We start from the raw sequence: 25,940 nt of genomic DNA on the forward strand, positions 1-25,940 counted from the left end.
TTCAGCGCTCCTTGATGTGGGTGCCGTCGAAGGTGTGGTCGTTGCCGATGGCCTTGCTGACGACGTCGCGGTGGGCGCTGACGTCCCAGCCGAGACGCGCGAGGCCGGTGAGGATCCGGGTGCGGAGGCGCAGCGAGTCCTCCGCGGGGTTGCCGAGGCGGGCGATCAGCGGGCCGAGCGAGCGCGGCTCGGCGATGTCGAGCAGCGCCTCGACGGCGAAGAAGCGCACGCCCTCGTCGGGGTCCTCGAGGTAGCCGGCGAGGATGTCGGGGACCCGCTCGTCGTCGATCTCCTGCAGGTGCGTGAGCAGCTGCAGCTTGGCGCTCGGGTCGCGCTCGTAGCCCGGCGGGTGGTGGGCCAGCAGGGCGTCGAGGATGTCCCACTCCTGCTGCTTGCTCGCCAGCTCCTCGACCACGCGCAAGACCCACGCGATGTTGTCGCTCTGCAGGCAGAACTCCTTGGCGGCGGGCAGCACGGTGTCGACCGGGAGGCCGAGCAGGCGCTTGTAGAGCCAGCCCTTCTCCTCCTCGTCCTCGATCGACTTGCTGGCGTTCATCGTGAACCGCTTCATCAGGCCGACGATCGCCGGGATCTCCGCCAGCTCGAGCAGCTGTTCCATCGCGTAGTAGCGGTCGGCCGACTGCGCGTACTGGTTCTGGACGGTCTTGATGTGCTTGTCGAGCTTGCTCTTGCTGCGGCCCGCGCTGCTGAAGAGGTCCTTGAATCCCACGATCGTCCCCGTGTCGCTGTGGGGCCCGCGGGCCCGCTGGTGATGGCCCGGTCGGGCCGCATGGCAAGAGCCCCGGGAGGGGCTCCATCAGATCCGGCCGGAAGCGGCCGCGCGCAAGTGGCCCGTACGGGCGTGAAGGTAAATTCAAGCGGGCCGACTCACGTGGATGCGTCGGCCGCGGAGTTGTCGCTGTCGGTGTCGGTGGAGGTTGTCCCGGCCGAGGAGGTTGCGCCCGTGTCGCCGGTGGTGTCGGTGCCGCCGCCGCTGCTGCCGCCGCTCGTCGTCGCGTCCTCGGTGGTCGGGTCGGGCGGGGTCGGCGGGCTGGTGAGCTGGGTGCCGCCGAGCTTGCACTCGCCGAGCGCGTCGTCGTCGGGGGTGTCGTCGCGGTGGCAGCAGCCGTCGATCCGGCACTCGTAGCCGTCAGGGCACTCGGGCGCGTCGTCGGGGTCGCAGGCGAATTGCACCGGATCGGCCGGGGGGTTGAAGCAGGCGCCGGCGAACATCACGGCCGGCCCGAGCAGCAGGGCGCGCGACAGGGTGTTTGCGACATGGCGCATGGGTCCTGTTCCTCGGGACATCTAGAAGCGCACCTGCAGGCCGCCGGCGCCGGCCGTCACGCGGGCGGGTCGGCGCTTGACGCGGTCGGCGATGAACAGGCCGATGCCGACGGCGAGGGCGACGCCGCCGGCGGCGAGGAAGCTCTGGGCGAGGATGGCGTCGCGGCGGCCGCGGGCGAGGATGGCGTCGTATTCGCCCTTGACGTCGGCGAACTGCAGCGAGCTGCCGGTCTCGGGGTCGAGCTGGGAGACGAGGCGGAGGGCCTTGTCCTCCTCGGTCTCGGCCAGGCCGGCGAACACGCCGCCGGTGGAGGCGAGGGCGAAGCCGGCGAACACGGCCCACCAGCCGCCGCGCTGCAGCGGCGGCAGGCGCTCCGGGACGCCCTCGACCGGCTTGTCGCGCAGGGCGGTGCCCTCGAGCTCGGCCTTGGCCCGCTTGGCCTCGGGATCGGTGGTGGCGACGGTCGAGCCGAGACCTGCGCTCTGGGACACGTTGTTCGGCGGGGCCACGAGCTCGGCCTGCGGGGCCTCCGGCGGGGCGGTCGGCGGCTGGTCGGCGGGGCCGGGATCGTTGTCGTCCGCGGGCTTGGCGGGCGGGGGATCTTGGTTGGCGGGGGCCGGGGCAGGGGCAGGCCCGGGCTGCGGGCTCTGGGCGCGCACGGGCAGCGGTGCGCCGGCGACGGCGACGACGGCGACGAGGCCGAACGCTCGCGCTGGCAGGGTAGTGAGTCGTGCGCCCATCGCCGGGCGGGATTGTAGTCAGGTCGCTCGCGCGACGCTCGTGCGTTTCCGGCGCTCGCGTGCGCGACGAACGTGTGACTTTTGCCACCGCCAGGGGCCGGTCGAATCGCGTCGGATCCGGTGTTGTGCTGGCCAGGATCCCCGCATGGCTCGCCTCGTCGCCGCGCTCCTGCTCGCGCTCGCTGGTGGTTGCGAGCGCAGCGGCAGCTCTGGCGAGGCGGTCGACATCACGGCGCCGCGGCCCGAGGTCTACCCCGAGGGCGCGAGCGACTTCACCGGCGAGTGGGTCGGCGAGAGCGCGGGCATCTTCGGGACGCTGAGCATCCAGCGGCTGGCGAGCGATCGCTACTACGGCCGCTTCACCAGCGAGGACGGGCTGACCCGCTTCGTCGTCAACCTGCGCCAGGACCGGGCGACGCCGGCCGCGGGGGGGGCAATGGAGCCCGGCAACCTGGTGCGGTTCACCTGGCAGGACGGCCGCGGCGGGCGGGGCGAGGGCTGGGTGCTGATCAACCGCGAGAACTCGGCGCTGTCCGGCGAGATCCGCTACGGCGGGCTGGGGGCGTGGGACTTCGTCCGCACCGACGCGCCCGACTTCGGGGTGCCCGGGGAGGCGCCCGGCGAGCGGGACGACGGGCGGGCGACGAGTTAGTGCCGCGAGCGTCTCGCCCACGTGCGCGGGGGCGGGGTGTCGGATCTCGGGGCCCTCGGCGGTGATGCGCCCGCACGCGACCTCCGGGACAGGTGGCGAGGCGGGGCGCCGGTCGGGGCGCTGGTCAGTCCCGCGGGACATGTTCCAGGGGGCATGCGCATGAGGGCATGCCGGCATGAACATGCTCCCGCGGACAGGACCTTGGAGACATGCCCGAACGGTCAGGTGGAGCGCGGGGTCGGGCGCGGGAGGAGGCGGTGCTGGGTGAAGCAGAGGCCCCAGCCCTGCGGCTCGTCGGGCGGGCGGGCGCCGACGAGCCGCGGACCGTCGCTCGTGCGGGTCGGGCGTTCGCTGCCGCCCGCGGCGTGGACGCGCACGAGGGCGATGTCGAGGTGGCCGCGGCCGTCCATGTCGAGCGGGAGCTCGGCGACGGTCTCGGCCTCGAGCGCGAGCGGGCCGCCGGGGGCCTCGATCGCCAGGCCGGTGCGGGCGGGGGCGCGGCCGGGGCGGCGCTCCTGGGTGACGCCGAGGTCGCGGAGCGGGACGACGCCGCCGGGGCGCTGGACGAAGCCGCCGGACAGGTTGACCCACGGGAAGCGGGCGGTGTGCACGTAGGTCCGCAGCGGGCCGAGGGTCAAGAAGCACTGCATGGCGGCGTCGCTGGCGCCCCAGTCGCGCACGCCCCAGTTGTGGACGCGCAGGGCGGCGCCGCCGAAGGCCCGCAGGTCGCGGCCGAGCGTGATGGTGCCGTGGAGATCGCCGGCCTGGACGTAGCCGCGGAGCGGGTGGCGCCGCACGGCCCGCAGCAGGCGCGTGTCCCATTCGGCGGCGCCGAGCTGGCGGGCGACGAGGTCGGGGTCGTCGTCGGTGCCGGGGACGAACGGCAGCAGGCCGGCGAGGAAGGTGAGGTCGAGGCGGGCCTCGATCGACTCGGCGGGCGCGTCGCCGGCGGGGCGCAGCGGCCGCCCGCGGGGGTCGTGGACGTGGAGGGCGCCGCGGTAGCGCAGGGTCCAGGTGCGCAGCGGCTCGACGCAGTCGAAGGTGAGGCCGCCGACCGACCAGCCGCGCTCGCCGTCGCCGCGCAGCAGGGCCTGGCCGCCGGGGAGGCTGTAGATCGCGGTGGGCGTGAAGAGGGTGAGCCAGACGCGGTGGGCGTCGCGGCCCGGCAGCCACTCGATCCGCGCGAGCACGCCGAGCTCGGGCTGGACGGCGGTGAACACGAACTCCTCGGCGAAGTGCGGCCGGCCGTCCCAGGCGTGACGCGCCTCGTCCTGCGGGCGCGGCCACTCGCTCGCCGGCCGGCGCAGGACGGCCCAGCGCGCGATCGCGGCCTTGACCCCGCGGCGCAGCAGGCCCGACAGGCCGGGCGTCGCGGCGCCGGCCAGCTCGGCGGCGGTCGGGCCGGGCTCGCGCGCGGGCTCGACGTGCGGGTGGAGCGGCCGCGGTCCGCGGGAGTCTTCGGAGTGGGGGTCGCGTCCGGACATCGGCCGAGGAAGGCCGGCATCGTATCATCCGCGCGCAGAGTCGGCCACCGGCCGGCGCCGGCGCGGACGGCCGATCGCCGTCCCCAACCCCCGTCACGGGCGCGGCCCTCGGCTCGCCCTTGTGCCGGCGGGCCGCCGCGTGATACCTCCGACGACGGAGGTCTCTGTGGTCCGTCTCGCCGCTTGCGCCCTGACCGTCGTCCTGACCGCTGTTTCGGTTCTCGCGCCCGCGTGCAACAACACGCCGGCGGTCGACCCCGCCGAGCAGGCGGCCCAGATCAAGAAAGACCTCGCCAACGCGGCCGCCCGCGTCAACGACGAGAAGTGGGAGGAGGCCAGGGCGATGCTGAAGCGCGTGCTCGAGGCCGAGCCCGCCAACACCGAGGCGCTCGCGCTGCAGGCCAAGGTGAGCCTGTTCGCCGACAAGGACGCGGCCAAGGCGCTCGAGCTCGTCGACCAGGCGATCGCGGCCAAGGCCGACGTCCCCGACTACCACGCGACGCGGGCGTCCGCGCTCGAGAAGAGCGGCAAGGACGCCGACGCGGCCGCCGCGTGGGGCAAGGCCTCGCAGCTCGACCCCGACAACGGCAACTACGGGCTCCACCAGGGCCAGGCGCTGCGCCGCGCCAAGCAGCTCGAGCAGGCCGAGGGGGTGTTCCGCGAGGTCATCAAGAACGACGAGGCGGTCAAGTTCGTGTACAGCGAGCTCGGCGACGTGCTCCGCGAGCAGGGCAAGCTCGACGAGGCGCTCACGACCTACGCCAAGGCGATGATCAAGTACCAGGGCGACAAGACCGCCCACGCCGGCGCCGCCCAGGTCTACGAGGCCAAGGGCGAGACGCAGAAGGCGATCGACGAGTGGTCGACGTACATCCGCATGGACTGCTGCTCGGAGTTCAGCAACAACGTCGCCAAGAAGCGGATCGCCGAGCTGCAGCAGGGCCGCGCCGGCTGAGGCCGCGGTTCGTGCGTGAAGGATGACGGCTGCCCCGAGGGGCAGCCGGGCGGCGCGCGAAGGCTGTCCCGAAGGACAGGTGAGAGGCGACTGTCTTTGCGGACATGTGAGATGTCCGCAGAGACAGCTAGGCGCCGGGGGCGAGCTCGGGGCCGGCGATGGCGGCCAGGCTCTCGCGCAGGTAGCGGACGGCGAGCTCGACGGTCTGCTTGCCGCCGTCGCGGGCGAGCGGCGGGGCGACCTCGACGACGTCGGCGGCGCACAGGCCGATCTCGCGGCCGAGCGCGCGGATCAGGTCGACGACGAAATCGGGCTCGAGGCCGTCGGGCTCGGGGGTGCCGGCGGCGTCGGCCCAGATCGAGTCGGTGCCGTCGATGTCGTTGGAGAAGTAGACCGAGCCGACGTCGAGCGCCTTGAGGTGGGCGACGATCGCCCGGATCGTGCCGGCCGGATCGGCCTTGACCTCGTCGGCCCAGAACTGACGCACGCCGAGGCCCTGCTCCCAGTGGCCGCGGTCGTACCGCGAGGCGCGCACGCCGACCTGGACCAGGCGACCGTCGCGGCCGAGCAGCTCGTTGGCGTGGTACGACCAGGTGGCGAAGCAGATCTTGATGCCGAGCCGCTCGGGCAGCAGGTCGGTGTGGGCGTCGGGCTGGACGATGGCCCAGCGATCGCGCCGGTGACGGGCGAGGTTGGCGGCGACCGGCCAGGCGTTGGAGTGATCGCCGCCGAGGACGACCGGGACCACGCGCGGGTTGAGCCGATAGACGAGGTCGAGCGCGCGCTCGGCGATCGACAGCGGCGAGACGGGCAGGTTCGCGGCTGTCTCTTCGGGCAGGTGGCCGTAGAGCGCGCGCCGGCTGGCCGCCAGCTGGGCGACGCTCAGCATGTCGTCGTGGAGCAGCTGCGGGATGACGAAGACGTCGCCGATGTCGACCACGCCGGCGGCGGCGGCCCGCGCCGGCCAGTCGCCGTCGCTGGCCAGGAGCGCGGTGCGGATCGCCTGCGGGCCGACGTTGGCGCCGCGCAGGAAGCCGGCGCCGACGTCGGACGGACAGCCGAGGACGACGACGCGCGCGTCGGCGATGGCCGCGAGGTTGCGCCGGAACGCCGCGTCGACGCCCGCCTCGTCGGTGACGCCGTAGAGCCGGCGCTGCATCGCCAGCTGGTCGGCCCGCCCGGTCGACACGAGGAAGAGCCCGCCGCCGGCCGGGCGGAGCAACGCCGCGAGTTCGTCGAGTGGGGACATGGGCCAAGGCTAGTCCCGGGCGCGGCGAATTTCGAGGGCGCACGGGTCGCGGCGATCGCCGCATGGCACAGCTCGGGCCGGTGGACCGGCGAGTTCGCGTCGAGGACCGAGGCTCGCACGCGCCGCTGCGAGGGGTGATCTTCGTCTCGTCGGGCACAGCAGCGGGGACTCGCGCGCGAGTTCAGGAGATGCGGGTCGCGAACCGGAAGGCGCGCGGCGCCACGAGGGAGGATCGCGGCCGGCGACCGGCAGCGGGCGGGGGTGAGGGGGAGGCAATTGGAGACATGTCCTTTGGGTCATGCCGCGGCGAGGCGTGCATGTCGCCGGCGGCGAGATTCGGGGGCGCGCTTCGGTGCGACGCGCGGTCGCGGCCGGGAGCGCCGCTCAGAATTCGGCCGTTGGCGAGAATCGGGCAGTCTTTGGCATTCGCGCCACTTGTCGGCGCGGGGGGCAGGTGCGAGCGTGCGGGCATGACGAGCGAGCTGACGTTCCCCGCGCCGACCGAACCGTTCACCGTGGCGATGCTGCTGTTCCCGGGCTTCACATTGCTCGACCTGATCGGGCCGCACCAGGTGCTGATCGGGTCGGCGAAGGTGCACCTGGTGGCGAAGACGCCGGCGCCGGTTACCAGCGACTCGGGGGTGCAGCTGGTGCCGACCTGCGCGCTGGAGGACTGCCCGCGCGACGTCGACGTGTTGTTCGTGCCGGGCGGCATGGGCACGTTCGCGGCGATGCAGGACGCCGAGCTGCTGGCGTTCCTGGCCGATCGCGGGGCGCGGGCGGGCCACGTGACGTCGGTCTGTACGGGCTCGCTGATCCTCGCCGCCGCCGGGCTGCTCGCGGGGTACCGCGCGGCGACTCACTGGTCGACGTACGACGTGCTGGCGGCGCTCGGCGTCGAGGGGGCGCACGAGCGGGTGGTCGTCGATCGCAACCGCGTGTCCGGCGGCGGGGTCACGGCGGGCATCGACTTCGGCCTGACGCTGCTGGCGCGGCTGCGGGGCGAGCAGGTGGCGAAGCTGACGCAGCTGTTGCTGGAGTACGGCCCGACGCCGCCGTTCTGCGCCGGCACGCCGGAGCAGGCGGGGCCCGAGTTGACGGCGCAGGCGCAGGCGCTGCTCGCCGGGCTGGGGCGGCCGCCCCAGGAGGCGAGGGCGGCGCGAGCAGGAGGTTGACGATGCGTCCGCACGTGGTCGCGGTGCTGGCGTTGCCGCGGGTGGTGGCGAGCGATCTGGCCACCCCGTGCGAGCTGTTCGGGCACGCCGAGGTGCCGGGGTGCCGGCAGCCGTACGAGGTGCGGGTGTGCGGCGAGGGCCGGCGCGTCGACGCGGGGGCGTTCGACGTCTCGCTGCGCTGGGACCTGTCGGCGCTGGCAAAGGCGCAGACGGTGATCGTGCCGGGGCTTCGCGCGCCGATGCAGCCGATCGCGCCGGCGGTGCTGGCGGCGTTGCGAGCGGCGGCGCGGCGGCGGGTCCGGATCGCGTCGATCTGCACCGGGGCGTTCGTGCTGGCGCAGGCGGGGCTGCTCGACGGGCTGCGGGCGACGACGCACTGGGTCGCGGCGAAGTTGCTGGCCGAGCAGTTCCCGGCGGTGACCGTCGATCCGAACGTGCTCTACGTCGACGACGGCCAGATCCTGACGTCGGCCGGGGCGGCGGCGGGGCTCGACCTGTGCCTGCACATGCTGCGCAACGACCACGGGGCGGCGGTGGCGGCCCACGCGGCGCGGCTCGCGGTGGCGCCGCTCGAGCGCAGCGGGGGGCAGGCGCAGTTCATCGTCCACGAGCCGCCGACGGCGACGAGCAGCCTGGCGCCGCTGCTCGAGTGGATGACGGCGCACCTGCGCGAGGACCTCGAGCTGCCGACGCTGGCCCGCAAGGCGCGGATGAGCACGCGGACGCTGAGCCGGCGCTTCCGCGAGCAGACCGGGACGACGCCGCTCAAGTGGATCCTCACCGCCCGGATCGCCCGCGCGCAGCAACTGCTCGAGTCGACGTCGCTGTCGCTCGAGGAGATCGCCGCGCACGCCGGCTTCGCGGCCGCGTCGACGCTGCGCAACCGGTTCGCGCAGGTGATGGGCACCTCGCCGACGAGCTACCGCAAGCTGTTCCGCGGGGCAGGCGCGACGGCCGGCTGAATCCGGAAGGACATGTCCGATCGGTCCGGCGCGAAGGGACATGCTCCGGGGGGCATGTCCCACGGTTCAGGCCCCGTCAGAAGTTCACGTCGAGGTAGATGTTGGTGAGGAAGATGTTCTGCTTGTAGACGCCGTCGGCGCTGGCCTGCTTGGTGGGCGCCTGGAACTTGTTGAGGACGTTGCGGCCCTTGGTGTCGACCTTGAAGTAGGCGATGTCGGTGAAGGTCACGCCGAGGTGGAGCCGCTGGTGCAGGCGGAACCGGCCGCCGAGCGAGAAGGTCATCTTGTGGGAGTCGAGCAGGGCGGGCTCGATGGTCTGCACGGGGACGGCGCTGCTGTCGAAGCCGACGCCGGCGTACAGCTCGACCGGGTCGACGACCCAGTAGCTGGCGCCGAAGCGCACGCCGCCGGCCGGCTTCCAGAAGCGCGGGATGTGCTGGGTGACGCCCTTGGTGCCGTCACCCTCGGCGCCGAACTCCTCGGGCTTGGTGAGGGCCGTGTCGGCGCCGGCGAAGTCGCACTTGCGACCCTCGATGCTGGCGTCGAGGACGCACTGCTTGTCCATGACCTTCCAGTTGGTGAAGTCGCCGAACAGGCGCAGCTCGAGCTTGGGCACCGGGCGGACGCGGAAGCCGAGGCGGACGATGTCGGGGAGGCGCTGCGTGAGCTCGATCGGGGTCGCGTCGGAGACGGGCGCGACGCCGAAGGCGTTGGTGAGCTCGCCCTTGAGCGTCATGTTGCCGGTGATGTTGGGCCGGCTGGTGTACGAGGCGCCGATCCACAGCTTGTCGCGCCAGTTCCAGATCGCGCCGATGCCGAAGCTGCCCTGCCAGCCGGACGCCTTGAGCCAGCTGCGGCCCTCCTTGAGGGTGCCGTCGGACAGCACGAGGTCGTCGGTGCCGTCGGAGTTGCGGGCGCGGATGGTGTCGATCTCGCTGCGGATGGCGCTGCCCGACAGGCCGATCGAGAGGCCGATCTTGGCGATGTTGAAGGCGACGGCGCCGGTGATGTACATCGAGCGCAGCTTGCCGTCGATGGTGTGCCAGCGCTGCACGCCGTCGACCGCGCCCGGGTAGTCCTGGCTGCCGCGGTACTTGTCGTTGGGCTTCCACGTCGACTGGCCGCCGAACGGGAAGTAGACCGCGGCGCCGGCCGAGAAGAACTTGGTGCCGAAGTCCGAGCTGGCGCCGGCGAACGGGCCGGCGATGAAGTTGGACAGCTTGGCGGTGCCGGCGTTGGCGTCGGTGGCCCCCTCCGGCGTGCCGGTCATGCTGCTGATGGCCGACTCCGGCCGGTCGTAGCTGACCCAGCGGGCGGCGAAGCTGCCGTCGACGAAGATGCGTGTGCCGGGCTTCAGCGCGATACCCGCGGGGTTGTAGTAGATCGCGGTGGGGTTGTCCGTGGTCACGTGACCGTGCTCGCCGCCGAATCGCGCGGTGCTGAGGCCGGAGGCCCGGGCCTCGCGTGCGCCGAGCAGAGCGGCGGTCATCAGGCCACAGGCGAGGAGGGTGCGCGAGCGAGACGCATGGCGGGCGAGCGACATGAAGAAGACCTCGGACGGCGACGACAAACCGCCGCCACTTTACACCGAGGCCACTGCTTTACGGCGGACAAAATGCACGGCAGAGTGAGGCGCACGATGTCCCGATTTCTCTCGGTGCTCGGCCTCTCGTCGCTTCTCGTGTCGCCCCTCGCCCTCGGGGGATGCCCCGACTCGGAGGCGAAGTTCAACGAATTCCTCGACAACACCAAGGACGACCGCGACTTCATGCCGCCGCCGCCTCCGGACGTGATGCCGGCGCAGGCCGACATCAGCGGCGACTTCTTGCTGGCAGTGTCGACGGTCATCGCCCCGGACCTGCCGATGCAGTTCATCGCCACCAATACGATGACGGTCGACGAGAACGGCGACACGCTGCTCGACACCTGCCTGCAGCCGCTCAGCCTCACGCAGGGCAAGGTCAACGTGCCGCGCGAGCCGATCGGCGATCCGCTGTGCTACGAGGCGGTCCCGATCGCCGACGGCAAGTTCGACGTCGACGCCGGGGAGGTGAACGTCACCGGCGCGGCCAATCCGGTCACCGGCGGCGAGATCGTGGCGACCCTCAAGCTGATCGGCTCGATCATCGACGAGAACTTCTACTGCGGCGACATCGAGGGCGATGTCTCGAGCCCGCTCGTCGCCAACCTGAAGGGCTCGACGTTCGCGGCCGTCCGCCTCGAAGATCCCGCCGTGCTGCCGCTCGACGTGACGAAGAACTGCAGCGGCGACACCATCCGCGACATGGATTGAGCGCGAAGCCGCGCAGAATCACGCTAGATCACGCAGGAGGGGGCTGGTTTTTCGCTGGCCCGCGCCCGATCATCGCGGCCCGCGAACGATGACAACGACGGTCTCGCCCCCCACGCCCGCCGGGCAGTGGTCCAAGGTCCGCAACGAGCTGCAGCAGCTGTGGCACACCGAGCTGCGCGACTCCAACATCCGCACGGCGTACGTGGTGTGCGGGATGACCGGGACGGCGTACGGGATGGTGACGGCGGTCGTCGCGGTCTACCTGAACAAGGTCCGCGGCATCGACGAGCTGACCATCGGCGAGCTGGCGATCTTCTTCTCGTTCGGCATCGCGGCGTTCAGCGTGCCGATGGGCATGCTGATCAAGAAGCTGTCGCCGCGGACGATGCTGTCGGTGGCGCTGCTCGTGTACGCGGCGGCGACGGCGATCTTCCCGTTCTTGCTCAGCTTCGGCGGCCTGGCGGCGGCGCGCGGCATCGACGGGGCGTTCTCGGTCGGCGTGTGGGTCAGCCTCGAGACGGTGCTGCTGATGCGGACGTCGACGGCGCACCGCGGGCTCATCACCAGCCTCTACACGATCTCGATGGCGACCGGCTACGGCATCGGCGCGGTGTTCGGCTGGGCGGTGATGCTGCTGTATCCGATGCAGATGGTGTTCGTGGCCGCGGGCCTGTTCGCCTCGTTGGCGGCGCTCATCGCCTACGTGTTCCTCGACCGCGAGATCCACCCGATCGCCGGCAGCGACCACGTCCACGAGGACGCGAGCCCGAAGCCGACGAACGCGGTCGAGGCCGGGCGGCCGCCGATCCTGTCGCTGTACTGGAAGATCAAGACGGCCTGCATCCCGACGTTCTGCTACGGCTACTTCCAGGCGTCCCTGGTGCTGTTCCTGCCGCTGTTCCTCATCGAGTCGCGCGCGGTGCCGAAGGAGGACACGAGCCTGCTGGTGGCGAGCTTCTCGATCGGGATGGCGGCCAGCGTTGTGTTCGTCGGGCGGCTCGGCGATCGCTTCGGCCACCTGAAGACGGTGCGCACGCTGGTGGCGCTCGGGGTGGTGCTGACGGCGTCGCTGGTCTACCTGCCGACGTACGCGATGGTGGCGGTGGCGGTGCTGTTCGCGGGCGCCTCACTGGCGCCGATCTGGCCGATGAGCCTGGCGCTGCAGAGCCTCATCGTCGATCCCCGCGACTACAGCCGCAGCAACGCGCTGCTCAACGGGTCGTACGGGCTCGGCACGCTCGCGGGTCCGCTGGTGTCGGGCTACCTGTTCAAACACCACGGCGGCGAGACGATGTTCCTGCACATCGCGGTGCTGTGGGCGCTGGCGCTCCTGGCGACGCTGGCGTTCCGCCGCGACGATCCGAGCTTCCGCGCGCTCGCCCACGCGCGCGCCCGCGCGGCCGTGTGAGGCGCGGCGGGGGCCTCGGCGCCGGGGCCCGGCGGCCCGCCGTTGTTATGCTCGCGGGCATGGGCCTGCTCCACCGCCTCTATGCCCGCGCCGCGCCCGAGGTCTGGGAGACCGAGACGCGCCTGCTGCACGCGCTCCGCCTGGTCCGCCGGCCGGTCGCGGTGCAGTGGATCGCCACCAACATGTGCGACCTCCGCTGCCCGCACTGTTACTCCGGCGCGGGCAAGCGGGCGGTCGGCGAGCTGACGACGCAGGAGGTGCTGCGCCTGGTGGTCGACGAGATGGTGGCGCTCGGCAAGCCGACCTTCGTGATCGCCGGCGGCGAGCTGCTGCTGCGCCAGGACATCGCCGAGATCGTCGCGTACGCGCGGGCGCAGGGGCTCGAGTGGGCCATGCACACGCACGGCGGACATGTCCCGAAGTTCAGGGCGATGTTCGAGCGCCACCCGCCGACGCTGGCGGCGATCAGCCTCGACGGCGAGCAGCGGCAGCACGACCTGTTCCGCGGGCGCCGCGGCAGCCACGCGGCCGCGCTGGCGGCGATCCGCACGCTGAAGGAGTGCGGCTGCCCGGAGGTGGTGGCGGGGACGACGGTGACGCGCGACAACGCCGACCGCCTGGCCGACCTGTTCCCGATCGTGGCGGCGTCGGGGGCCGACTCGTGGGGGCTGCACCTGTTCGCGCCGGAGGGCCGCGGGGCGGAGCACACGGCGCTGTGCCCGACGCCCGAGCAGCTGCAGCGCGTGGCCGCGTTCGCCCGTCGCAAGCGCGAGCTGTTCCACGTCGAGCTGTGCAACGAGTGGGGCAGCGCGGGCGCCGACGATCGCTTCTACCGCGACCAGCCGTTCCTGTGCGGGGCGGGCCGGATCTCGTGCGTGATCGGGGCGACCGGGGAGGTGCTGCCGTGCACGACCACCGACCTGCGCGAGTCGGAGGGCAACCTGCGCGAGCGACCGCTGCGCGACATCTGGACCCGCGGGTTCACGCGCTTCCGCACCGCGGGGCCGCGCGAGTGCTCCGACGGGCGCGAGTGCTGGCTGCAGGCCCGCAACGGCAACCCGTGCCGCGAGCAGGCGTTCGGCGCCTGTCGCAAGGAGGCCGTGTGAAGCGCTGGTGGGTCGACCTGTGGGCGTTCGCGGCCGCGCTGGCGCTGGCGGCGGCGGTGCTCCTGCGCTGGCGCGGCGGCCAGGTGGCGCTGCTGTCGAGCACGGCGGCGCCGGCGATCCGCCTGCTGGCGCTGCTGGTCGTGTTCGTGCAGGGCTGCGCCGACCGGCTGCGCGGGCGCGAGGAGCCGGCCGGGCAGGGGGCGGCGCCGCGGCCGGCCGGGCAGGACGAAGGACAGGAGATGGCGGAGACGACAGGTCTTTCGCAACATGGCGAGAAGGACCTGTCGGATGCGACAGGTCCTTCAGAACAGGGTGACGAGGACAGTGCCATGGGGACAGGTTCGCCGCCGGCCCCGGCGCTCGGGCCCGACGTGTTCCCGCTGGCCGACGAGGCGGCGCTGAACCGCTGGGCGCGCCTGGTCACCGACGACGCGTCCCTCCCGGCCCGGGCCAAGCAGCTCGCGCTGGCGCTGCTGCTGGTGCCCGAGGGGGCGCCGGCGCAGGACCCGGGGTGGTCGCAGGTCACGGCATCGCTCGACGCGCTGACCGAGGCGCAGGTGTTCCGGGCGCGCTGGCAGGCCCACGTCGAGGCGCGCCGGACGGGCGGCAAGGAGACGATCGCCGACGCGCTGGCGCTGCTCGCGGCCATGGAGGCGCTGCCGCTCTACCACGCGGGGCTGGCCGGGTACCTGTGGCGCCGGGCAGCGCCGCTGCCGGCGAGCGCGACGGAGCGGGCGGAGCTGCTGGGTCGGCTCGAGCGCCACCTGCGGGCCTGCGAGGCGCTGCGCCGGGCGCAGTTCGAGACGGGGCCGATCGAGTTCACGGCGTGGCGCAGCAAGGCGGCCCCGCCGGCCGGCTACTCGGGGCTGCGGGTGCCGCCGGGGCTGCTCGCGGCCGCGCGGAGCCACTACCCGAACAGCGACGCGGGCACGTGGGCGACGCAGGCGACGCTCGATCTGGCGGTGGCGACGCCCGGCGTCCACCTGCTGCGCGCCGGCCAGGCGAAGCCGCTGCAGCCGGGCCAGCGGGTGACGCTGCGCCGGCTCGACGTGCTGTGGGCCGAGCGGCCGGCGACGCTGCGCCACGATGAACTCGGGGACATGTCCCTGGGGGCAGGCGCGGTGGTGACGGCGTGGGACGTGGGGGCGCGGTTCGCGGCCGCCGGACGGGAACTGGTCCGCGAGCGGGTGGCCGCGGCCCGCGGCGGCGACGCGACGGCGCTGAAAGGGCTGGAGGCGATCCTGCCGGCCGCGCACGCGGAGATCCGCCGGGCGGTGGCCGAACAGGCCCAGGCCGCCGGGTCGCCGGGGCTGCGCACGCTGCTCGAGCTGTTCGACATGTGATTGAATGGACATGTCGTCGGCGACATGTTCTACCGGGCATGTCCTAAGCGACATGCCCGTGAGGTCAGCCAGGCTGCAGCGCGGTGTGGATCGCGTAGGCGAGGATCGCCAGCGGCAACAGGTAGATCGTGGCCCAGGCGGCGCCCCAGGCCAGCGAGCGGGCGAGCTCGCCCTTGCAGTCGTGGCGATCGCGGGCGACGCGGGCGAGGGCGCGGGTGACGAGCAGGTAGATCAGCAGGAACAGCAGCGGACCGGCGACCTCGACCAGCAGCCAGGCGGCGCCGAAGAACAGCAGGACGAGCGCGGCGACGACGATCATGATCAGGCAGCCCTCGCCGTCGCCGCCCGGGAAGTCGGCGCCCGAGCAGCCGTCGCCGCAGCCGCGGCCCTTGCCCTCGCGCGGGCGGTTCCACGGGGCGAAGTAGAGCCAGTCGTCGACGAGGTGGAAGCCGCGGTGCAGCAACGCGGCGAAGGCGAGGGTGGACAGGGCCCACCAGGCGGCCAGGACGGCCTCGATCTCGAGCCAGCGGGGCAGGGCGAGCGCGTGCGGCAGCAACACGGCCGTCAGCGCGAAGGCCAGGCCGGCGACCACGGCGGCGGTGGTGCCCGACAACTTGGGCGAGAGGGCGGAGACGACGCGACGACCGCGGCCGCGCAGCGGGTGCTCGGCGCCGTCCATCACGTGGTCGTCGTCGGCGGCGTCGTGTTCACCCCGCGGCTGCACCGGCAGCGATGGTTCGAACGCGCTGTAGAGCAGGTAGGCGAACACGAGCAGGATGACGAGCGCGAACAGGCCGAGCGAGAGCTTGTAGTCCGGCCACAGCTGCCAGCGCAGCGCGACCAGGGGCGCGCTGCCTGCCGCGAGGGCGAGGAAGGCGAAGGCGAGGGCGAGGCGACGACCGCGGTGCGAGGTGGCGACGTAGGCACACGGGGCGCACGCGGGCCGATCGCAGGCGTCCAGGGCGGCGCCGCGACGGCCGACGCGGAAGCGCCAGCACTCGTCGCACATCGCGGCGCTGCACAGGCTGCAGCGAGCGACGGGGGAGCGATCGCGGTGGTGATGACAGGCCGAGGACGAGTCCGGCACGACGCCCAGGATAACCGAGCGAGCGGGCCGGGTCGGGCGAACCGGTCGCGGGAACTACTGCGCGGTAGCGACGGATCAGCCGGCGTCGACGACCACGCGGATCTCCGCCGCGGCCGCTTCGGCGCGCGCGCGGCACTCGGCGATGTCGTCGCCGTAGGCCAGCACCACGCCCATGCGCCGGTACTTGCGCGTGTCGGGCTTGCTGAACAGACGGACCTTGTTGCGCGGGTGGGACAGCGCCTTGACGACGCCGGTGAAGCGCGGGTTGGTGCCTGGCCGATCGGCCAGGATCACGGCGGAGGCCCCGGGCGCGCGGAGGATGACCTGTCCGATCGGCAAGCCCAGGATCGCGCGGACGTGCAGCTCGAACTCGCTCTGATCCTGCGTGATCATGGTGACCATGCCGGTGTCGTGCGGGCGCGGGCTGACCTCGCTGAAGATGACGTCGTCGCCGACGATGAACAGCTCGACGCCGAACAGACCGGCGCCGCCGAGCGCCTCGGTCACGGCGGCGGCGATCTCCTGGGCGCGCGCGAGGGCCTTCGGCGCCATCGGGTGCGGCTGCCACGACTCCATGTAATCGCCGCGCTCCTGCCGGTGGCCGATCGGCGGGCAGAACAGGGTGCCCTCGCGGCGGGTGCGGATCGTCAGCAGCGTGATCTCGTAGTCGAACGGGACGAAGCCCTCGACGATGACGCGGGCCGAGCGGCCGCGGGCGCCCGACAGCGCGTACTCCCACGCGGTCGCGACCTCGGCGGCGGTGCGGACGGTGCTCTGTCCCTTGCCGGAGCTCGACATGACGGGCTTGAGCACGCACGGCAGGCCGAGGCGCTGCACGGCGGCCTCGACCTCCTCGAGGGTGTCGGCGAAGGCGTAGGGGCTGGTCGGCAGTCCGAGCTGCTCGGCGGCGAGGCGGCGGATGCCCTCGCGATCCATGGTGAGTCGGGTGGCGCGGGCGGTGGGAATGACGGTCCAGCCCTCGCTCTCGAGCTCGACCAGCGCGTCGGTGGCGATGGCCTCGATCTCGGGGACGATGTAGTGCGGCTGCTCGCGGGCGACGACGGCTCGCACGGCGTCGCGGTCCTGCATGTCGAACACGTGGCTGCGGTGGGCGACCTGCATCGCCGGGGCGTTGGCGTAGCGATCGCAGGCGACGACCTCGACGCCGAGGCGTATGGCCTCGATAGCGACCTCGCGGCCGAGTTCGCCGGATCCGAGCAGGAGCAGCCGCGTGGACGAGGGGGACAGTGGAGTGCCGAGCGTGAGATCCATGGCGAGCGCGCGCAGGATAGTGGCGCACTGTCGCGCGCGGCAAGGCGGGCGCCGCGGGCGCGAGGTCACACTCGTCGGCCGGGCCGCGTAGACGCGGGTGGGCGCGGGCGCGGGGCTCACGCCGGTCGGAGTGCGGTGTTCACGCCGGTCGGCGCGCGGTGGTTCGCGCCGAGCACGGTCGATGGTGAGGGCCCGTCGCTCGGCGGCGTGGCCCGAAGGCGGGGTGCGTTCAGGTCCCGACGGGTTCGTGTCGGGCGCTGCCGTTGTACATGGCGCTCCACTGCGCGGGGCGGCGGATGGCCTGCGAGGCGAGGAACTGATCGGCCTGGGCGATCAGCTGGGCGCCGCCGGGGCCCATCAACTCGCCGCGGCGACGGCGGGCGCAGGCGGCGTGGATCCGCATGTCGGCGGTGTCGAAGCTGGCGGCGGCCGCCTCGAGGCGGACGAGCGCCTGCGGGATGTCGTTGTTCTGCGCGGCGATGCCGGCGCGGATCAGCGCGGCCATGGCGACCGAGTCGTAGCGCAGCGCGCGGTCCTCCTCGAGCTGGGCGGCGTCGCGTTCGGCGGCGGCGAGCAGGACGCCGGCGTTGTGCGGCTGCTCGCGCGCGGCCGCGATGGCGGCGAGGGCCCGCGCGTGGAGGAAGACGATCCGCTGGCCCTGCCAGCCGAGGATGTACGAGTTCTCGACGGCGACCCAGTTCTCGGCCAGTCGCTGCCACGCGGCGCCGCCTTGCCCCTGGTACAGGTCGCAGAAGGTCTCGAGCACGAGCGCGAGCATGTGCTGGAAGTGGAAGCCGTCGCGGGTCCAGCGGCGCATGGTGTTGCGGACGCGGTCGCGGGCGCTGTGGATGTCGTCGGCGCTGAGCAGCCCGTAGGCGCTGTAGAGCGACGACCAGACCTCGCCGCACAGGTCGCCGGTCTCCTCGGCCTCGCGCAGCCAGGCGTGGGCGCGGCCGCCGAGCTCGGCGAGCTCGCCGAGCATGTACAGCGCGCGCATCGAGCTCATGCGCGAGACGTCGAGCTCCCAGCCGACGCCGACGCAGCGGTCGAGGAGGATCTGGGCGCCTTGCTCGTTGCGCTCGAGCGCGCGCCGCCAGCGGCCGAGCGAGACGTCGGAGAGGCCGTCGATGATCTCGCACAGGCCGAGCAGGCGCGGGTCCGACAGCTGCTCGGCCAGCCGGCGCGCCTCCTTCAACAGGGTGGTGCCGCGGCCGACGGCGTTGGCGGTGCCGCGGCTGACGACCATCGCGCCGACGCCGGCGAGGGCGCGGGCGATCCGCTGCGGTTCACCTGTCTGAAGGGCCAGGAGCAGCCCGCGCTGGAAGAAGCTGTAGCCGCGGATCGGATCGACGAAGGCGAGGCCGACGGCGGCCGACAGGCACACGTCGAGGCGCAGCAGGTCGGCCGGCGGGACCTGGTCCTCGCGCACGCTGACGAAGTTGAGCCCGCGCAGGCTGAGCTGGGTCGAACGTGTAATGATGGACATGTTCGCCCGGCCAGGTGTGGCGGGGTAGCCGAGGTCGACCTCGACCAGCGCGGGCCGCAGCAGCCGGATGCCCTGGTCGATGTTGCCGCTGACGAGGAACTGCTCGCCGGCGCGGCGGCGCAGCTCGAGCGACTCGGCCGGGGCGGCGCCCTCGGCCGCGCTGGCGTAGACGGGGGCGGCGGCGGCGCTGCGCCCGGCCTGGGCGAGCGCGTCGGCGCGGCGGCGCAGCAGGGCCCGGCGCTCGTCGTCGGGCAGATCGGAGGCCCACGCGAGGGCGCGCTCGTAGAGCTGGGCGGCGCGGTGGAACGCGAGCGCGGCCGCGGCCCGCTCGGCGGCGGCGACGGCGGCGGCGAAGGCCTCCTGGAGGGCGCCGGCGGCGTGCAGGTGATGCGCGAGCAGCTCGGGGTCGTCGGCGGACTGGGCGAGCGCGTCGGCGAGGGTGCGGTGCAGCCGAGCCAGGTGATCGGCGCCGAGCTGGGCCAGCACGGTGTCGCGGATCCGGTCGTGATAGCACTCGACCGTGTCGCCGCCGCGGGTGGCCAGCGTGCGCAGCAGGTGCTGCGCCTGCAGCTCGCCGAGGATGGAGCGATCGGTGACGCCCGAGGCGGAGAAGGCGAGGTTGGCGGGGATCGGCCGCCCGGCGACGGCGACGATCTCGAGCAGGCGACGACCCGCGGCGCGCAGGCCGGCGAGGCGCGTGCGCACGACGGCGTCGAGCGAGACCTCGGGCGGGGCGGCGCCGCGGTGACCGGCGACGTGACGCGCGAGCTCCTCGACGAACAGCGGGTTGCCGCCCGACTCGGCGGCGATCCGGCGCGCGTCGGCGCGGGTGCCGTCGGTGTCGCGGCCGAGGCGGGCCAGCGCGAGCTCCTCGGCCTGCTCGGCCGACAGCGGCTCGACCAGCAGATCGCGGACCAGCGCCTTGAGCTCGGGCCGCGCGCCGAGGCGCCGGAGCTCGCGCAGCATCGGCGCGTCGTCCTCGTCGATCCGGTACGAGCCGATGAACAACAGCGCCGGCGGATCGGGCGGCGACAACAGCTCGGCCAACAGGCGCGCGCTGTCCTCGTCGCCCCACTGCAAGTCGGCGATCCGCAGGACCAGGGGGCGGCGATCGGCGATCCGCGCCAGCAGCTCCTTGAGCCCGCGGAAGGCCCGCCGCCGGGCCTCCTGCGGGTCGGGGGCGGCGAAGTTGCGCTGCGGCAGATCGGCGACCACGGCGGCGCGCGCGAGCACGGGGAACAGCCGGGTGAGCTCGTGGATCTCGCGCGGCAGCAGGGCCGCGGCCTCCTCGGCGGGCAGGTGCCGCAGGTGCTGCGCGAGCGCGTCGAGGACGCTGTCGAAGGCCTTGTACGGCACGCTCTCGCGCTCGAAGCAGCGGCCCTGGAGGACGAAGGCGCGGTCGGTGCGGCGCAGCTCGGCGATGAAGCGATCGATGAGGGCGGTCTTGCCGATGCCGGAGCGGCCGCGGACGTACACGCACACCGGCGAGCCGGCGAGCGCGAGCTGGAACGCGTCGCGCATGGCCGACAGGAGATCGTCGCGGCCGACGAAGCGGGCGCCGCTCTCGGCCGGGCCGAGCGGGGCCTCGCCGAGCGCCTCACGGATGTCGGCCCCGCCGAGCCGCGTCGCCGGGTCGCGCCGCAACAGGCCCATGCAAAGGGTCGACAGCGCCGGATCGACGGCGGGCGCGAGCTGCTCCGGCGGGGCCGGATCGTCGTGCTGCTTGGCGTGGAGGATCAGCAGCGGCGGGCCGGTGAAGGGCAGGCGGCCGGTGAGCGCCTCGTAGAGCATGACGCCGACGGCGTACCAGTCGCTCGCGGGCGTGGCGGGGTTGCCGGCGGCCTGCTCCGGCGCCATCGTCGCCGGGGTGCCGAGCAGGCCGTCCTCGCCGCCCTCGGCGACGTCGTCGGCGGCGAGGCCGAAGTCGAGGATCGCGACGCGGCCCTCGGGCGTGACGAGCACGTTCGACGACTTGAGGTCGCGGTGCAGCTTGCCGGCGGCGTGCAGGGCGCTGACGCCGGCCGCCAGCTGCAGCAGGGCCGGCCGCAGCCGCTCGTGCAGCCGGCCGGCGTCGCGCGCGTCTGGCTCTTCGGACATGTCCTGACGGACATAATCGACGAAGCTGACGCCGTCGACGAACTCCATGGTGATGAACCACTCGTCGGCGTGCGAGACCAGCTGGTAGAGGCTGACGAGGTTGGGGTGCGACAGGCCGGCGGCGCTGCGGAACTCGTTCTTGAGGCGGAACAGCGCGCCGGGGTCGAGCTTGTGCAGGGTCTTGAGCGCGAGGGTGCGGCCGCTGTCGCGGTCGACGGCGGCGTAGACGACGCCCATGCTGCCCGAGCCGACCCGACGCACCAGCTCGTAGCGGCCGAGGGGACGCGGAAGGATGTCCTCAGGGACAGGTAGCGTCGCCGGCAGCGAAGCGCGGGCCTGGGGCTCGTCGGAGTTCAAGGGAGCGAGCGGATTATGCCACGCGGGCCGGCCCGCGGTCGCTTCGGCGGGCAGCGCCCCCGGCGGGACGCCGAGGCCGGGGCCGCGGGGCCGCGGCAGTTCGGGCGCGAGCCGGTCCTGGCTGCCCGGCGGCATGGGGTCGTCCAGCGTGAGCATGTGGGCGTCGAGGTCGGCCTCGTCGGCGAGACGGGACAGGGCGCTGGCGGCGGCGAGCCCGACGCGGGTCTCGATCATGCAGCCGAGGAGCACGCGCAGGCCCTCCCGCCGGGCCGCGGCGATCATCGCCAGCGCGGGCGAGATCCCGCCGCACTTCATCAACTTGATGTTGACGCCGGCGACGGCGCCCGCGAGGGCGATCACGTCGTCCGGCCCCTGCACGTCCTCGTCGGCGTAGATCGGGATGGGTGAGTCGCGCGCGAGCGCCGCGAGCAGGTCGGGCCGCCCCGCAGGCAGCGGCTGCTCGAGCTGCTCGACCCCGAGGTCGACCAGCAGGGGGATGAGCGCGCGGGCGTCCTCCGGGGTCCAGCCGCCGTTGGCGTCGACCCGCAGGCGGGCCCGCGGGGCCGCGGCCGCGACCGCACGCACCGCCGCGCGGTCGAACTCACGGGCGCGCCCGAGCTTGATCTTGAGCACCGGCAAGTGCGCGGCCGCGGCCGCCCGGGCGGCCATCGCCGGCAGCTCGTCGAGCGCGATCGTGTACGAGGTCACGGCCGCCCCCGATGTGGCCAAAAGGACATGACCGTCGACACCTGCCCGATCGAGCACGTCGGGGTCGGCCAGCCAGTCGGCGAGCGGCAGATCCCGGGCCCGCGCGGCGGCGTCCCACAGCGCGGTGTCGACGGCGCAGCGGGCCGCGGAGTGGGCCGGGGCGAGCTCGCGCATGCGCGCGCCAGCGGCCGTGATCGCGCGCGGGTCGCCGAGGATCGCCGGATCGAGCTCGGCGGCGATGGCGACGGCCAGCGGGGCCGCCGCCGGCGCCGACTGCCCGAGGTAGCGCACCGGGGCGGCCTCGCCGAGGCCGCGGCGCTCGCGACCGTCCGGCGATCCCGGGGGTTCGAGGCGCACCAGCAGGCTCGGCAGTTCGCTCACGGTCCCGCGCGACAGACCGAACGGGTGGCGCAGGCGAAGCGTGACGAGGGCGGCGCGCAGGTCCATGGACTCCCCGGTGTACCACCGCCGAGGCGCCATTGTATCGTGACGGCGCATGCCCAGTCGCCGCCCCGGAGGCTCGTCCCCCAGCGTCGCGCTCGATCGGCTGTTCGACCGCGATTCGCCGCTCTCGTACGAGGAGCGGCTCGAGGCCCTGATCTCGGCGGCGCTGCCCGACCAGGTGCCGCGGCTGTCGTTCGGCGCCGAGCTGGCCCGCGGCGGCATGGGCTCGGTGAGGCTCGCGTTCGACGAGGTGCTGCAGCGGCGGATGGCCGCCAAGACCATGCACGCGCGGACCTACGAGCACCTGATCCTCGTGCACGGGTTCCTGCGCGAGGCCCAGGTCACCGGCCAGCTCGACCACCCCAACATCGTGCCGATCCACGAGCTCGGCCGCGACGAGCAGGGCCAGGTCTACTTCACGATGAAGCTGGTCGAGGGCCAGAGCCTGAAGGCCATGATCGCCGGCGAGGCGGCGACCGACCACGAGCGCCTGGTCCACCGGCTCGAGATCTTCGTCAAGGTGTGCGACGCGCTGTCGTTCGCCCACAGCCGCGGGGTGATCCACTGCGACCTCAAGTCGGCGAACGTGATGGTCGGCGCGTACGGCCAGGTCTACCTGATGGACTGGGGCGGGGCGCAGCTGCTGCCCCTTCGGCCAGGTGCCGACGAGAGCCAGTGGGTCCGCGACGCCCTGCCGCCGCTGCCGCCGTCGGAGACCGACGGGCTGGTGTTCGGCACGCCGTCGTACATGTCGCCGGAGCAGGCGATGAGCCATTCGCTCGACGAGCGCTCCGACGTGTTCTCGATGGGCGCGCTGCTGTACGAGGTGATGACCGGCAAGCCGCCCTACCAGGCCAAGACGGCGATGGACGCGCTGCTACTGGCGCAGCAGGGCAACATCGCGCCGCCCGACTCGCACGTGGCGGTGCCGTTCCCGCGCGAGCTGGTCCGCATCGTCATGAAGGCGCTGCGCCGCGACCCCGACGACCGCTACGCCAGCGTGGCGGCGCTCCAGCAGGACATCGTCCGCCTGCTGCGCGGCAGCGGCAGCTTCCAGACGGTCCGCTTCGCCGCCGGCGACCACGTCATCCGCGAGGGCGAGATCGGCGACGCGGCCTACATCGTGCTGGGCGGCCGGCTCGAGGTCTACAAGCTCGAGGGCGGGCACCACGTGTCGCTGCGCTGGCTCGGGCCCGGCGACGTGTTCGGCGAGACTTCGATCTTCGCCGCGTCGCGCCGGACCGCCAGCGTGCTGGTGGTCGAGGAGGCGACGCTGACGAAGATCACCAGCGACCTGATCGAGGAGGAGCTGACGTCGATGAAGCCGTGGATGGGGGCGTTCGTGCGCACGCTCGCGGCCCGCTTCGCCGGCATCGAGAGCCGCAGCGCCAGGATGCCGCTGCTGGCCGATCGCCCGTCCGCGCCGCCCCCGCCGCGCAGCGCCCCGCCGAGCGCGGCGCCGACGTCGTCGGGCGGCGAGAGCGTGATCATCGACATCGACGAGCCGCTCGACGAGCAACACGCGGCCAGCGACACGCACGTGACGCTGCTGGCGCGCCGCGAGTGAGCGCCGGTCATGGCCCATGGGACATGCCCGGAAGGGCATGTCCCGGAGGTCATGGGATCGAGCCGCCGCTCACGCCCGCAGCGGCAGGCCCTCGAGCAGCTCCGTGAGCGCGCGGGGCAGGGCGGTGAAGCGGACGACCACGCGGCCGGCGGTCGAGGCGACGACCTTGGCGTAGGCGTCGACGCCGGGCAGGGCGGCCAGCACGAGCTTGAGATCGGAGCGCAGGGGCACGACGGTCGTGACGTGCAGCTCGGCGTTGTGCAGGTCGTCGTACGCGACCAGCACGGCGGGGTTCTCCTGGCCGCCGGTGTCCTTGCCCTCGAGCGCGGTGAAGCTGAGCCGCTGCGGCTCGGCCAGGGCGCGCCACTGGGATGTCTCTTCGGCCATGTGAATGGCGAACGGGCCGTCGACGCCGGTGACGTCGTGGATCGTGATCGGCTCGCGCACGCCCTTGGGCCGGACCTCGAAGCTGCCGCGGGTGCGCAGGCGGTCGCCGAGGGCCTCGGCGGCCGACCCGGAGATCAGGACCTGGCCGCCGACGGTGTAGCTCTCGATCCGCGAGGTGAGGTTGACGTGGCGGCCGACCACGCCGTACTTGGCGCGCCGGTTGGAGCCGATGTTGCCGACCACGACCTCGCCGGTGTGGACGCCGATGCCCATCTCGAGCGCGGGCAGGCCGTGCTCGGCCAGCTCGGCGTTGACGCGACCCATGGCCCGCTGCATGGCGATCGCGCAGGCGACCGCGCGCTCGGGGTGGTCCTCCTGCGGCACCGGGGCGCCGAACACGGCGAGGATGGCGTCGCCGATGAACTCGTTGATCGAGCCGCGGTACTCGCCGATGACGTCGGCCATGGCGCCGAGGTAGATGTTGAGGATCGCCACCACCTGCTCGGGGCCCAGCCCCTCGCACAGGGTCGAGAAGCCGCGCAGGTCGGAGATCAGGATCGTCAGCGTGCGCCGCTCGCCGCCGAGCTGGCGGCCCTCGGGCGAGGCCAGCAGGGTGTTGACGACCTCGTCGGTGACGTGGCGGCCGAACACCTGGCGGATGAAGGCGTTGCGCAGCTCGAGCTCGACCACCAGCGCCTCGACCTGCTCGATCTTGACGGCGAGCTGCTCCTCGATCTCGTTGGCGTGCTCGAGCGTGGAGTCGTGCAGCATCACGAGGTCGTCGTGCTCGGCCTGCAGCGCGGCGGCGGCGGCCACGAACTCGGCGCGCGCGGCCGCGTCGGCCAGGAGCGTGGCCGCGGCCTCGGGGTCGGCGAGCAGCTGCCGCCAGCGCGGGTCTTCCGGGAGCATGCGGGCGGCGCCGTCAATCGAGCGCGATGACGATGGGCGGCAGGAACTTCTTGAGGTTGGGCAGCGACTTGCCCTGCCACGGGATGGTCGACGAGCCGTGGACCTTGATCTCGGTGTCGCCCTTCTTGCGCGCGGCGATGGCGAACTTGTAGAGCATGTTGATGCCCGAGCTGTTGAGGAACGCCAGCTCGGTCATGCGCAGGCCGAGCGCGGGGCTCTCGAGGAGGACGCGGTCGAGCATGTCCTCGATCGGCTTGTACTCGCTGGTGCTGAGGCGGAGGACGCCCTCGAAGTGGATCGTGCGCGAGGGCGCGTCGAACCACACGCGATAGCCGGGGCCTTTGATGTCGGTGTCAGACCCGGAGGGTCGCGAAGTTGTATCCGTCATGGGGATTTCACCTGTAGCCGGGCGGTGGTCTTGAGGAGCGCGTTGTCAGGATTGCCAGGCGCGGGGTCGAAGCGCCAGCCGAGCCGGGCCTTGTAGTCCGACAGCATGGTGAGAAATCCCAGGCCCGAGGTCGTCAGTTCGGGGTTGGCGGCGTTCTCCTCGACGCGCTGCATCAGGAGCTCCGCGGGATCGCCGTCGAGCAGCTCGGCGAACTTGACGCGCAGCCCGTCGACCGCGGCGCCGACGATCTGGTTGCTGACGACCACCACGAACTCGCCGGCCTCGACCCCGGCGTCGATCACGACGGTGCCGCCGGCGCAGAACTTGACCGCGTTCTCGATCAGCTCGTTGAGCACGTAGCCGACGCTGCCGACGAAGTCGCGCCGCTCGGCCTCCTCGACGAGCCCGCTGGCGCCGACGTCGGCGAAGTACTCGGCGAAGAAGTCGGCCGCCACGCTGCACTGGTTCCACTTCACCGGGAACGCCCCGGGGTAGAACACGAGCGTGACGCGCGGTCCAGCGTCCGTGGGCTCCCTGTACTCGCCGATGATGCCGTCCATACTCTCCGTCCGCCTCGGGCGCC

At 73.0% G+C, this 25,940-nt stretch carries 21 protein-coding genes; 9 read left to right on the top strand and 12 right to left on the bottom strand.

Annotated features, from left to right (window positions below; genetic code table 11):
* Nucleotide 1: 1 nt before the first annotated feature.
* From K7C98_RS07220 to K7C98_RS07230, 3 genes are all read right to left on the bottom strand, one after another.
* Nucleotides 2–730 (bottom strand): HEAT repeat domain-containing protein, encoded by a 729-nt coding sequence (locus K7C98_RS07220; protein ID WP_224190824.1) that lies wholly within the window; start codon nt 728–730, stop codon nt 2–4.
* A gap of 158 nt (nt 731–888) precedes the next feature.
* Nucleotides 889–1,287, bottom strand: coding sequence for a hypothetical protein (locus tag K7C98_RS07225; protein ID WP_224190825.1), 399 nt, complete (start codon nt 1,285–1,287; stop codon nt 889–891).
* 21 nt (nt 1,288–1,308) lie between these two features.
* A complete protein-coding gene (locus K7C98_RS07230; RefSeq protein WP_224190826.1) occupies nt 1,309–2,028 on the bottom strand; it encodes a hypothetical protein in 720 nt (239 codons plus the stop codon).
* A 145-nt stretch (nt 2,029–2,173) separates the two neighbouring features.
* Here K7C98_RS07230 and K7C98_RS07235 point away from each other — a divergent pair, with 145 nt between their 5' ends.
* The gene (locus K7C98_RS07235) at nt 2,174–2,680 is read left to right on the top strand and encodes a hypothetical protein (RefSeq protein ID WP_224190827.1); all 507 of its coding nucleotides are present in this window, start codon (nt 2,174–2,176) and stop codon (nt 2,678–2,680) included.
* Between the two features lie 221 nt (nt 2,681–2,901).
* Here K7C98_RS07235 and K7C98_RS07240 read toward each other — a convergent pair whose 3' ends face one another.
* Nucleotides 2,902–4,164 carry a hypothetical protein gene (locus K7C98_RS07240; RefSeq protein ID WP_224190828.1) on the bottom strand — a complete coding sequence of 421 codons (1,263 nt, stop codon included), beginning with the start codon at nt 4,162–4,164 and terminating at the stop codon, nt 2,902–2,904.
* A 166-nt stretch (nt 4,165–4,330) separates the two neighbouring features.
* Here K7C98_RS07240 and K7C98_RS07245 point away from each other — a divergent pair, with 166 nt between their 5' ends.
* The gene (locus K7C98_RS07245) at nt 4,331–5,119 is read left to right on the top strand and encodes a tetratricopeptide repeat protein (RefSeq protein WP_224190829.1); all 789 of its coding nucleotides are present in this window, start codon (nt 4,331–4,333) and stop codon (nt 5,117–5,119) included.
* A gap of 127 nt (nt 5,120–5,246) precedes the next feature.
* On the opposite strand, the gene K7C98_RS07250 is transcribed toward K7C98_RS07245, so the two are convergent.
* Nucleotides 5,247–6,368, bottom strand: a complete 1,122-nt coding sequence (locus tag K7C98_RS07250; protein WP_224190830.1) for an arginase family protein — start codon at nt 6,366–6,368, stop codon at nt 5,247–5,249.
* A 470-nt stretch (nt 6,369–6,838) separates the two neighbouring features.
* On the opposite strand from K7C98_RS07250, the gene K7C98_RS07255 reads away from it, so the two are divergent.
* Together K7C98_RS07255 and K7C98_RS07260 are read left to right on the top strand one after the other, a co-directional pair.
* Nucleotides 6,839–7,543, top strand: coding sequence for a DJ-1/PfpI family protein (locus K7C98_RS07255; protein ID WP_224190831.1), 705 nt, complete (start codon nt 6,839–6,841; stop codon nt 7,541–7,543).
* A 2-nt stretch (nt 7,544–7,545) separates the two neighbouring features.
* The gene (locus tag K7C98_RS07260; protein WP_224190832.1) at nt 7,546–8,505 is read left to right on the top strand and encodes a GlxA family transcriptional regulator; all 960 of its coding nucleotides are present in this window, start codon (nt 7,546–7,548) and stop codon (nt 8,503–8,505) included.
* 76 nt (nt 8,506–8,581) lie between these two features.
* Here K7C98_RS07260 and K7C98_RS07265 read toward each other — a convergent pair whose 3' ends face one another.
* On the bottom strand, nt 8,582–9,994 hold the full coding sequence (locus K7C98_RS07265; protein WP_224190833.1) for an OmpP1/FadL family transporter: 1,413 nt from the start codon (nt 9,992–9,994) through the stop codon (nt 8,582–8,584).
* Between the two features lie 150 nt (nt 9,995–10,144).
* Here K7C98_RS07265 and K7C98_RS07270 point away from each other — a divergent pair, with 150 nt between their 5' ends.
* From K7C98_RS07270 to K7C98_RS07285, 4 genes are all read left to right on the top strand, one after another.
* Nucleotides 10,145–10,798, top strand: coding sequence for a hypothetical protein (locus K7C98_RS07270; protein ID WP_224190834.1), 654 nt, complete (start codon nt 10,145–10,147; stop codon nt 10,796–10,798).
* A gap of 88 nt (nt 10,799–10,886) precedes the next feature.
* Nucleotides 10,887–12,206, top strand: a complete 1,320-nt coding sequence (locus K7C98_RS07275; RefSeq protein ID WP_224190835.1) for an MFS transporter — start codon at nt 10,887–10,889, stop codon at nt 12,204–12,206.
* A 59-nt stretch (nt 12,207–12,265) separates the two neighbouring features.
* Entirely contained in the window at nt 12,266–13,312 is a 1,047-nt protein-coding gene (locus K7C98_RS07280) for a radical SAM protein (protein ID WP_224190836.1), read from the top strand.
* Nucleotides 13,309–14,655, top strand: coding sequence for a hypothetical protein (locus tag K7C98_RS07285; protein WP_224190837.1), 1,347 nt, complete (start codon nt 13,309–13,311; stop codon nt 14,653–14,655). The genes K7C98_RS07280 and K7C98_RS07285 overlap by 4 nt, the downstream gene beginning before the upstream one ends.
* 64 nt (nt 14,656–14,719) lie before the next feature.
* On the opposite strand, the gene K7C98_RS07290 is transcribed toward K7C98_RS07285, so the two are convergent.
* From K7C98_RS07290 to K7C98_RS07300, 3 genes are all read right to left on the bottom strand, one after another.
* Nucleotides 14,720–15,742: a hypothetical protein gene (locus tag K7C98_RS07290; RefSeq protein WP_224190838.1), complete on the bottom strand. Its 1,023-nt coding sequence runs from the start codon at nt 15,740–15,742 to the stop codon at nt 14,720–14,722.
* Nucleotides 15,743–15,817: 75 nt separating this feature from the next.
* Entirely contained in the window at nt 15,818–17,014 is a 1,197-nt protein-coding gene (purT, locus tag K7C98_RS07295) for a formate-dependent phosphoribosylglycinamide formyltransferase (RefSeq protein ID WP_224190839.1), read from the bottom strand.
* A 229-nt stretch (nt 17,015–17,243) separates the two neighbouring features.
* Nucleotides 17,244–22,109, bottom strand: coding sequence for a protein kinase domain-containing protein (locus tag K7C98_RS07300; RefSeq protein ID WP_224190840.1), 4,866 nt, complete (start codon nt 22,107–22,109; stop codon nt 17,244–17,246).
* Nucleotides 22,110–22,158: 49 nt separating this feature from the next.
* Here K7C98_RS07300 and K7C98_RS07305 point away from each other — a divergent pair, with 49 nt between their 5' ends.
* Entirely contained in the window at nt 22,159–23,673 is a 1,515-nt protein-coding gene (locus K7C98_RS07305; RefSeq protein WP_224190841.1) for a protein kinase domain-containing protein, read from the top strand.
* A gap of 69 nt (nt 23,674–23,742) precedes the next feature.
* Here the strand turns inward: K7C98_RS07305 and K7C98_RS07310 are convergent, their stop codons facing one another.
* Genes K7C98_RS07310 through K7C98_RS07320 form a run of 3 tightly spaced genes read right to left on the bottom strand, consistent with a single transcriptional unit; the run spans nt 23,743 to nt 25,917 of the window.
* A complete protein-coding gene (locus tag K7C98_RS07310; protein WP_224190842.1) occupies nt 23,743–24,969 on the bottom strand; it encodes an adenylate/guanylate cyclase domain-containing protein in 1,227 nt (408 codons plus the stop codon).
* A 13-nt stretch (nt 24,970–24,982) separates the two neighbouring features.
* Entirely contained in the window at nt 24,983–25,357 is a 375-nt protein-coding gene (locus K7C98_RS07315) for a slr1659 superfamily regulator (protein ID WP_224190843.1), read from the bottom strand.
* A complete protein-coding gene (locus K7C98_RS07320) occupies nt 25,354–25,917 on the bottom strand; it encodes a slr1658 superfamily regulator (protein WP_224190844.1) in 564 nt (187 codons plus the stop codon). The genes K7C98_RS07315 and K7C98_RS07320 overlap by 4 nt, the downstream gene beginning before the upstream one ends.
* Between the last annotated feature and the right edge of the window lie 23 nt (nt 25,918–25,940).

The organism is Nannocystis pusilla (assembly GCF_020073745.1).
GTDB classification, from domain to species: domain Bacteria; phylum Myxococcota_A; class Polyangia; order Nannocystales; family Nannocystaceae; genus Nannocystis; species Nannocystis radixulma.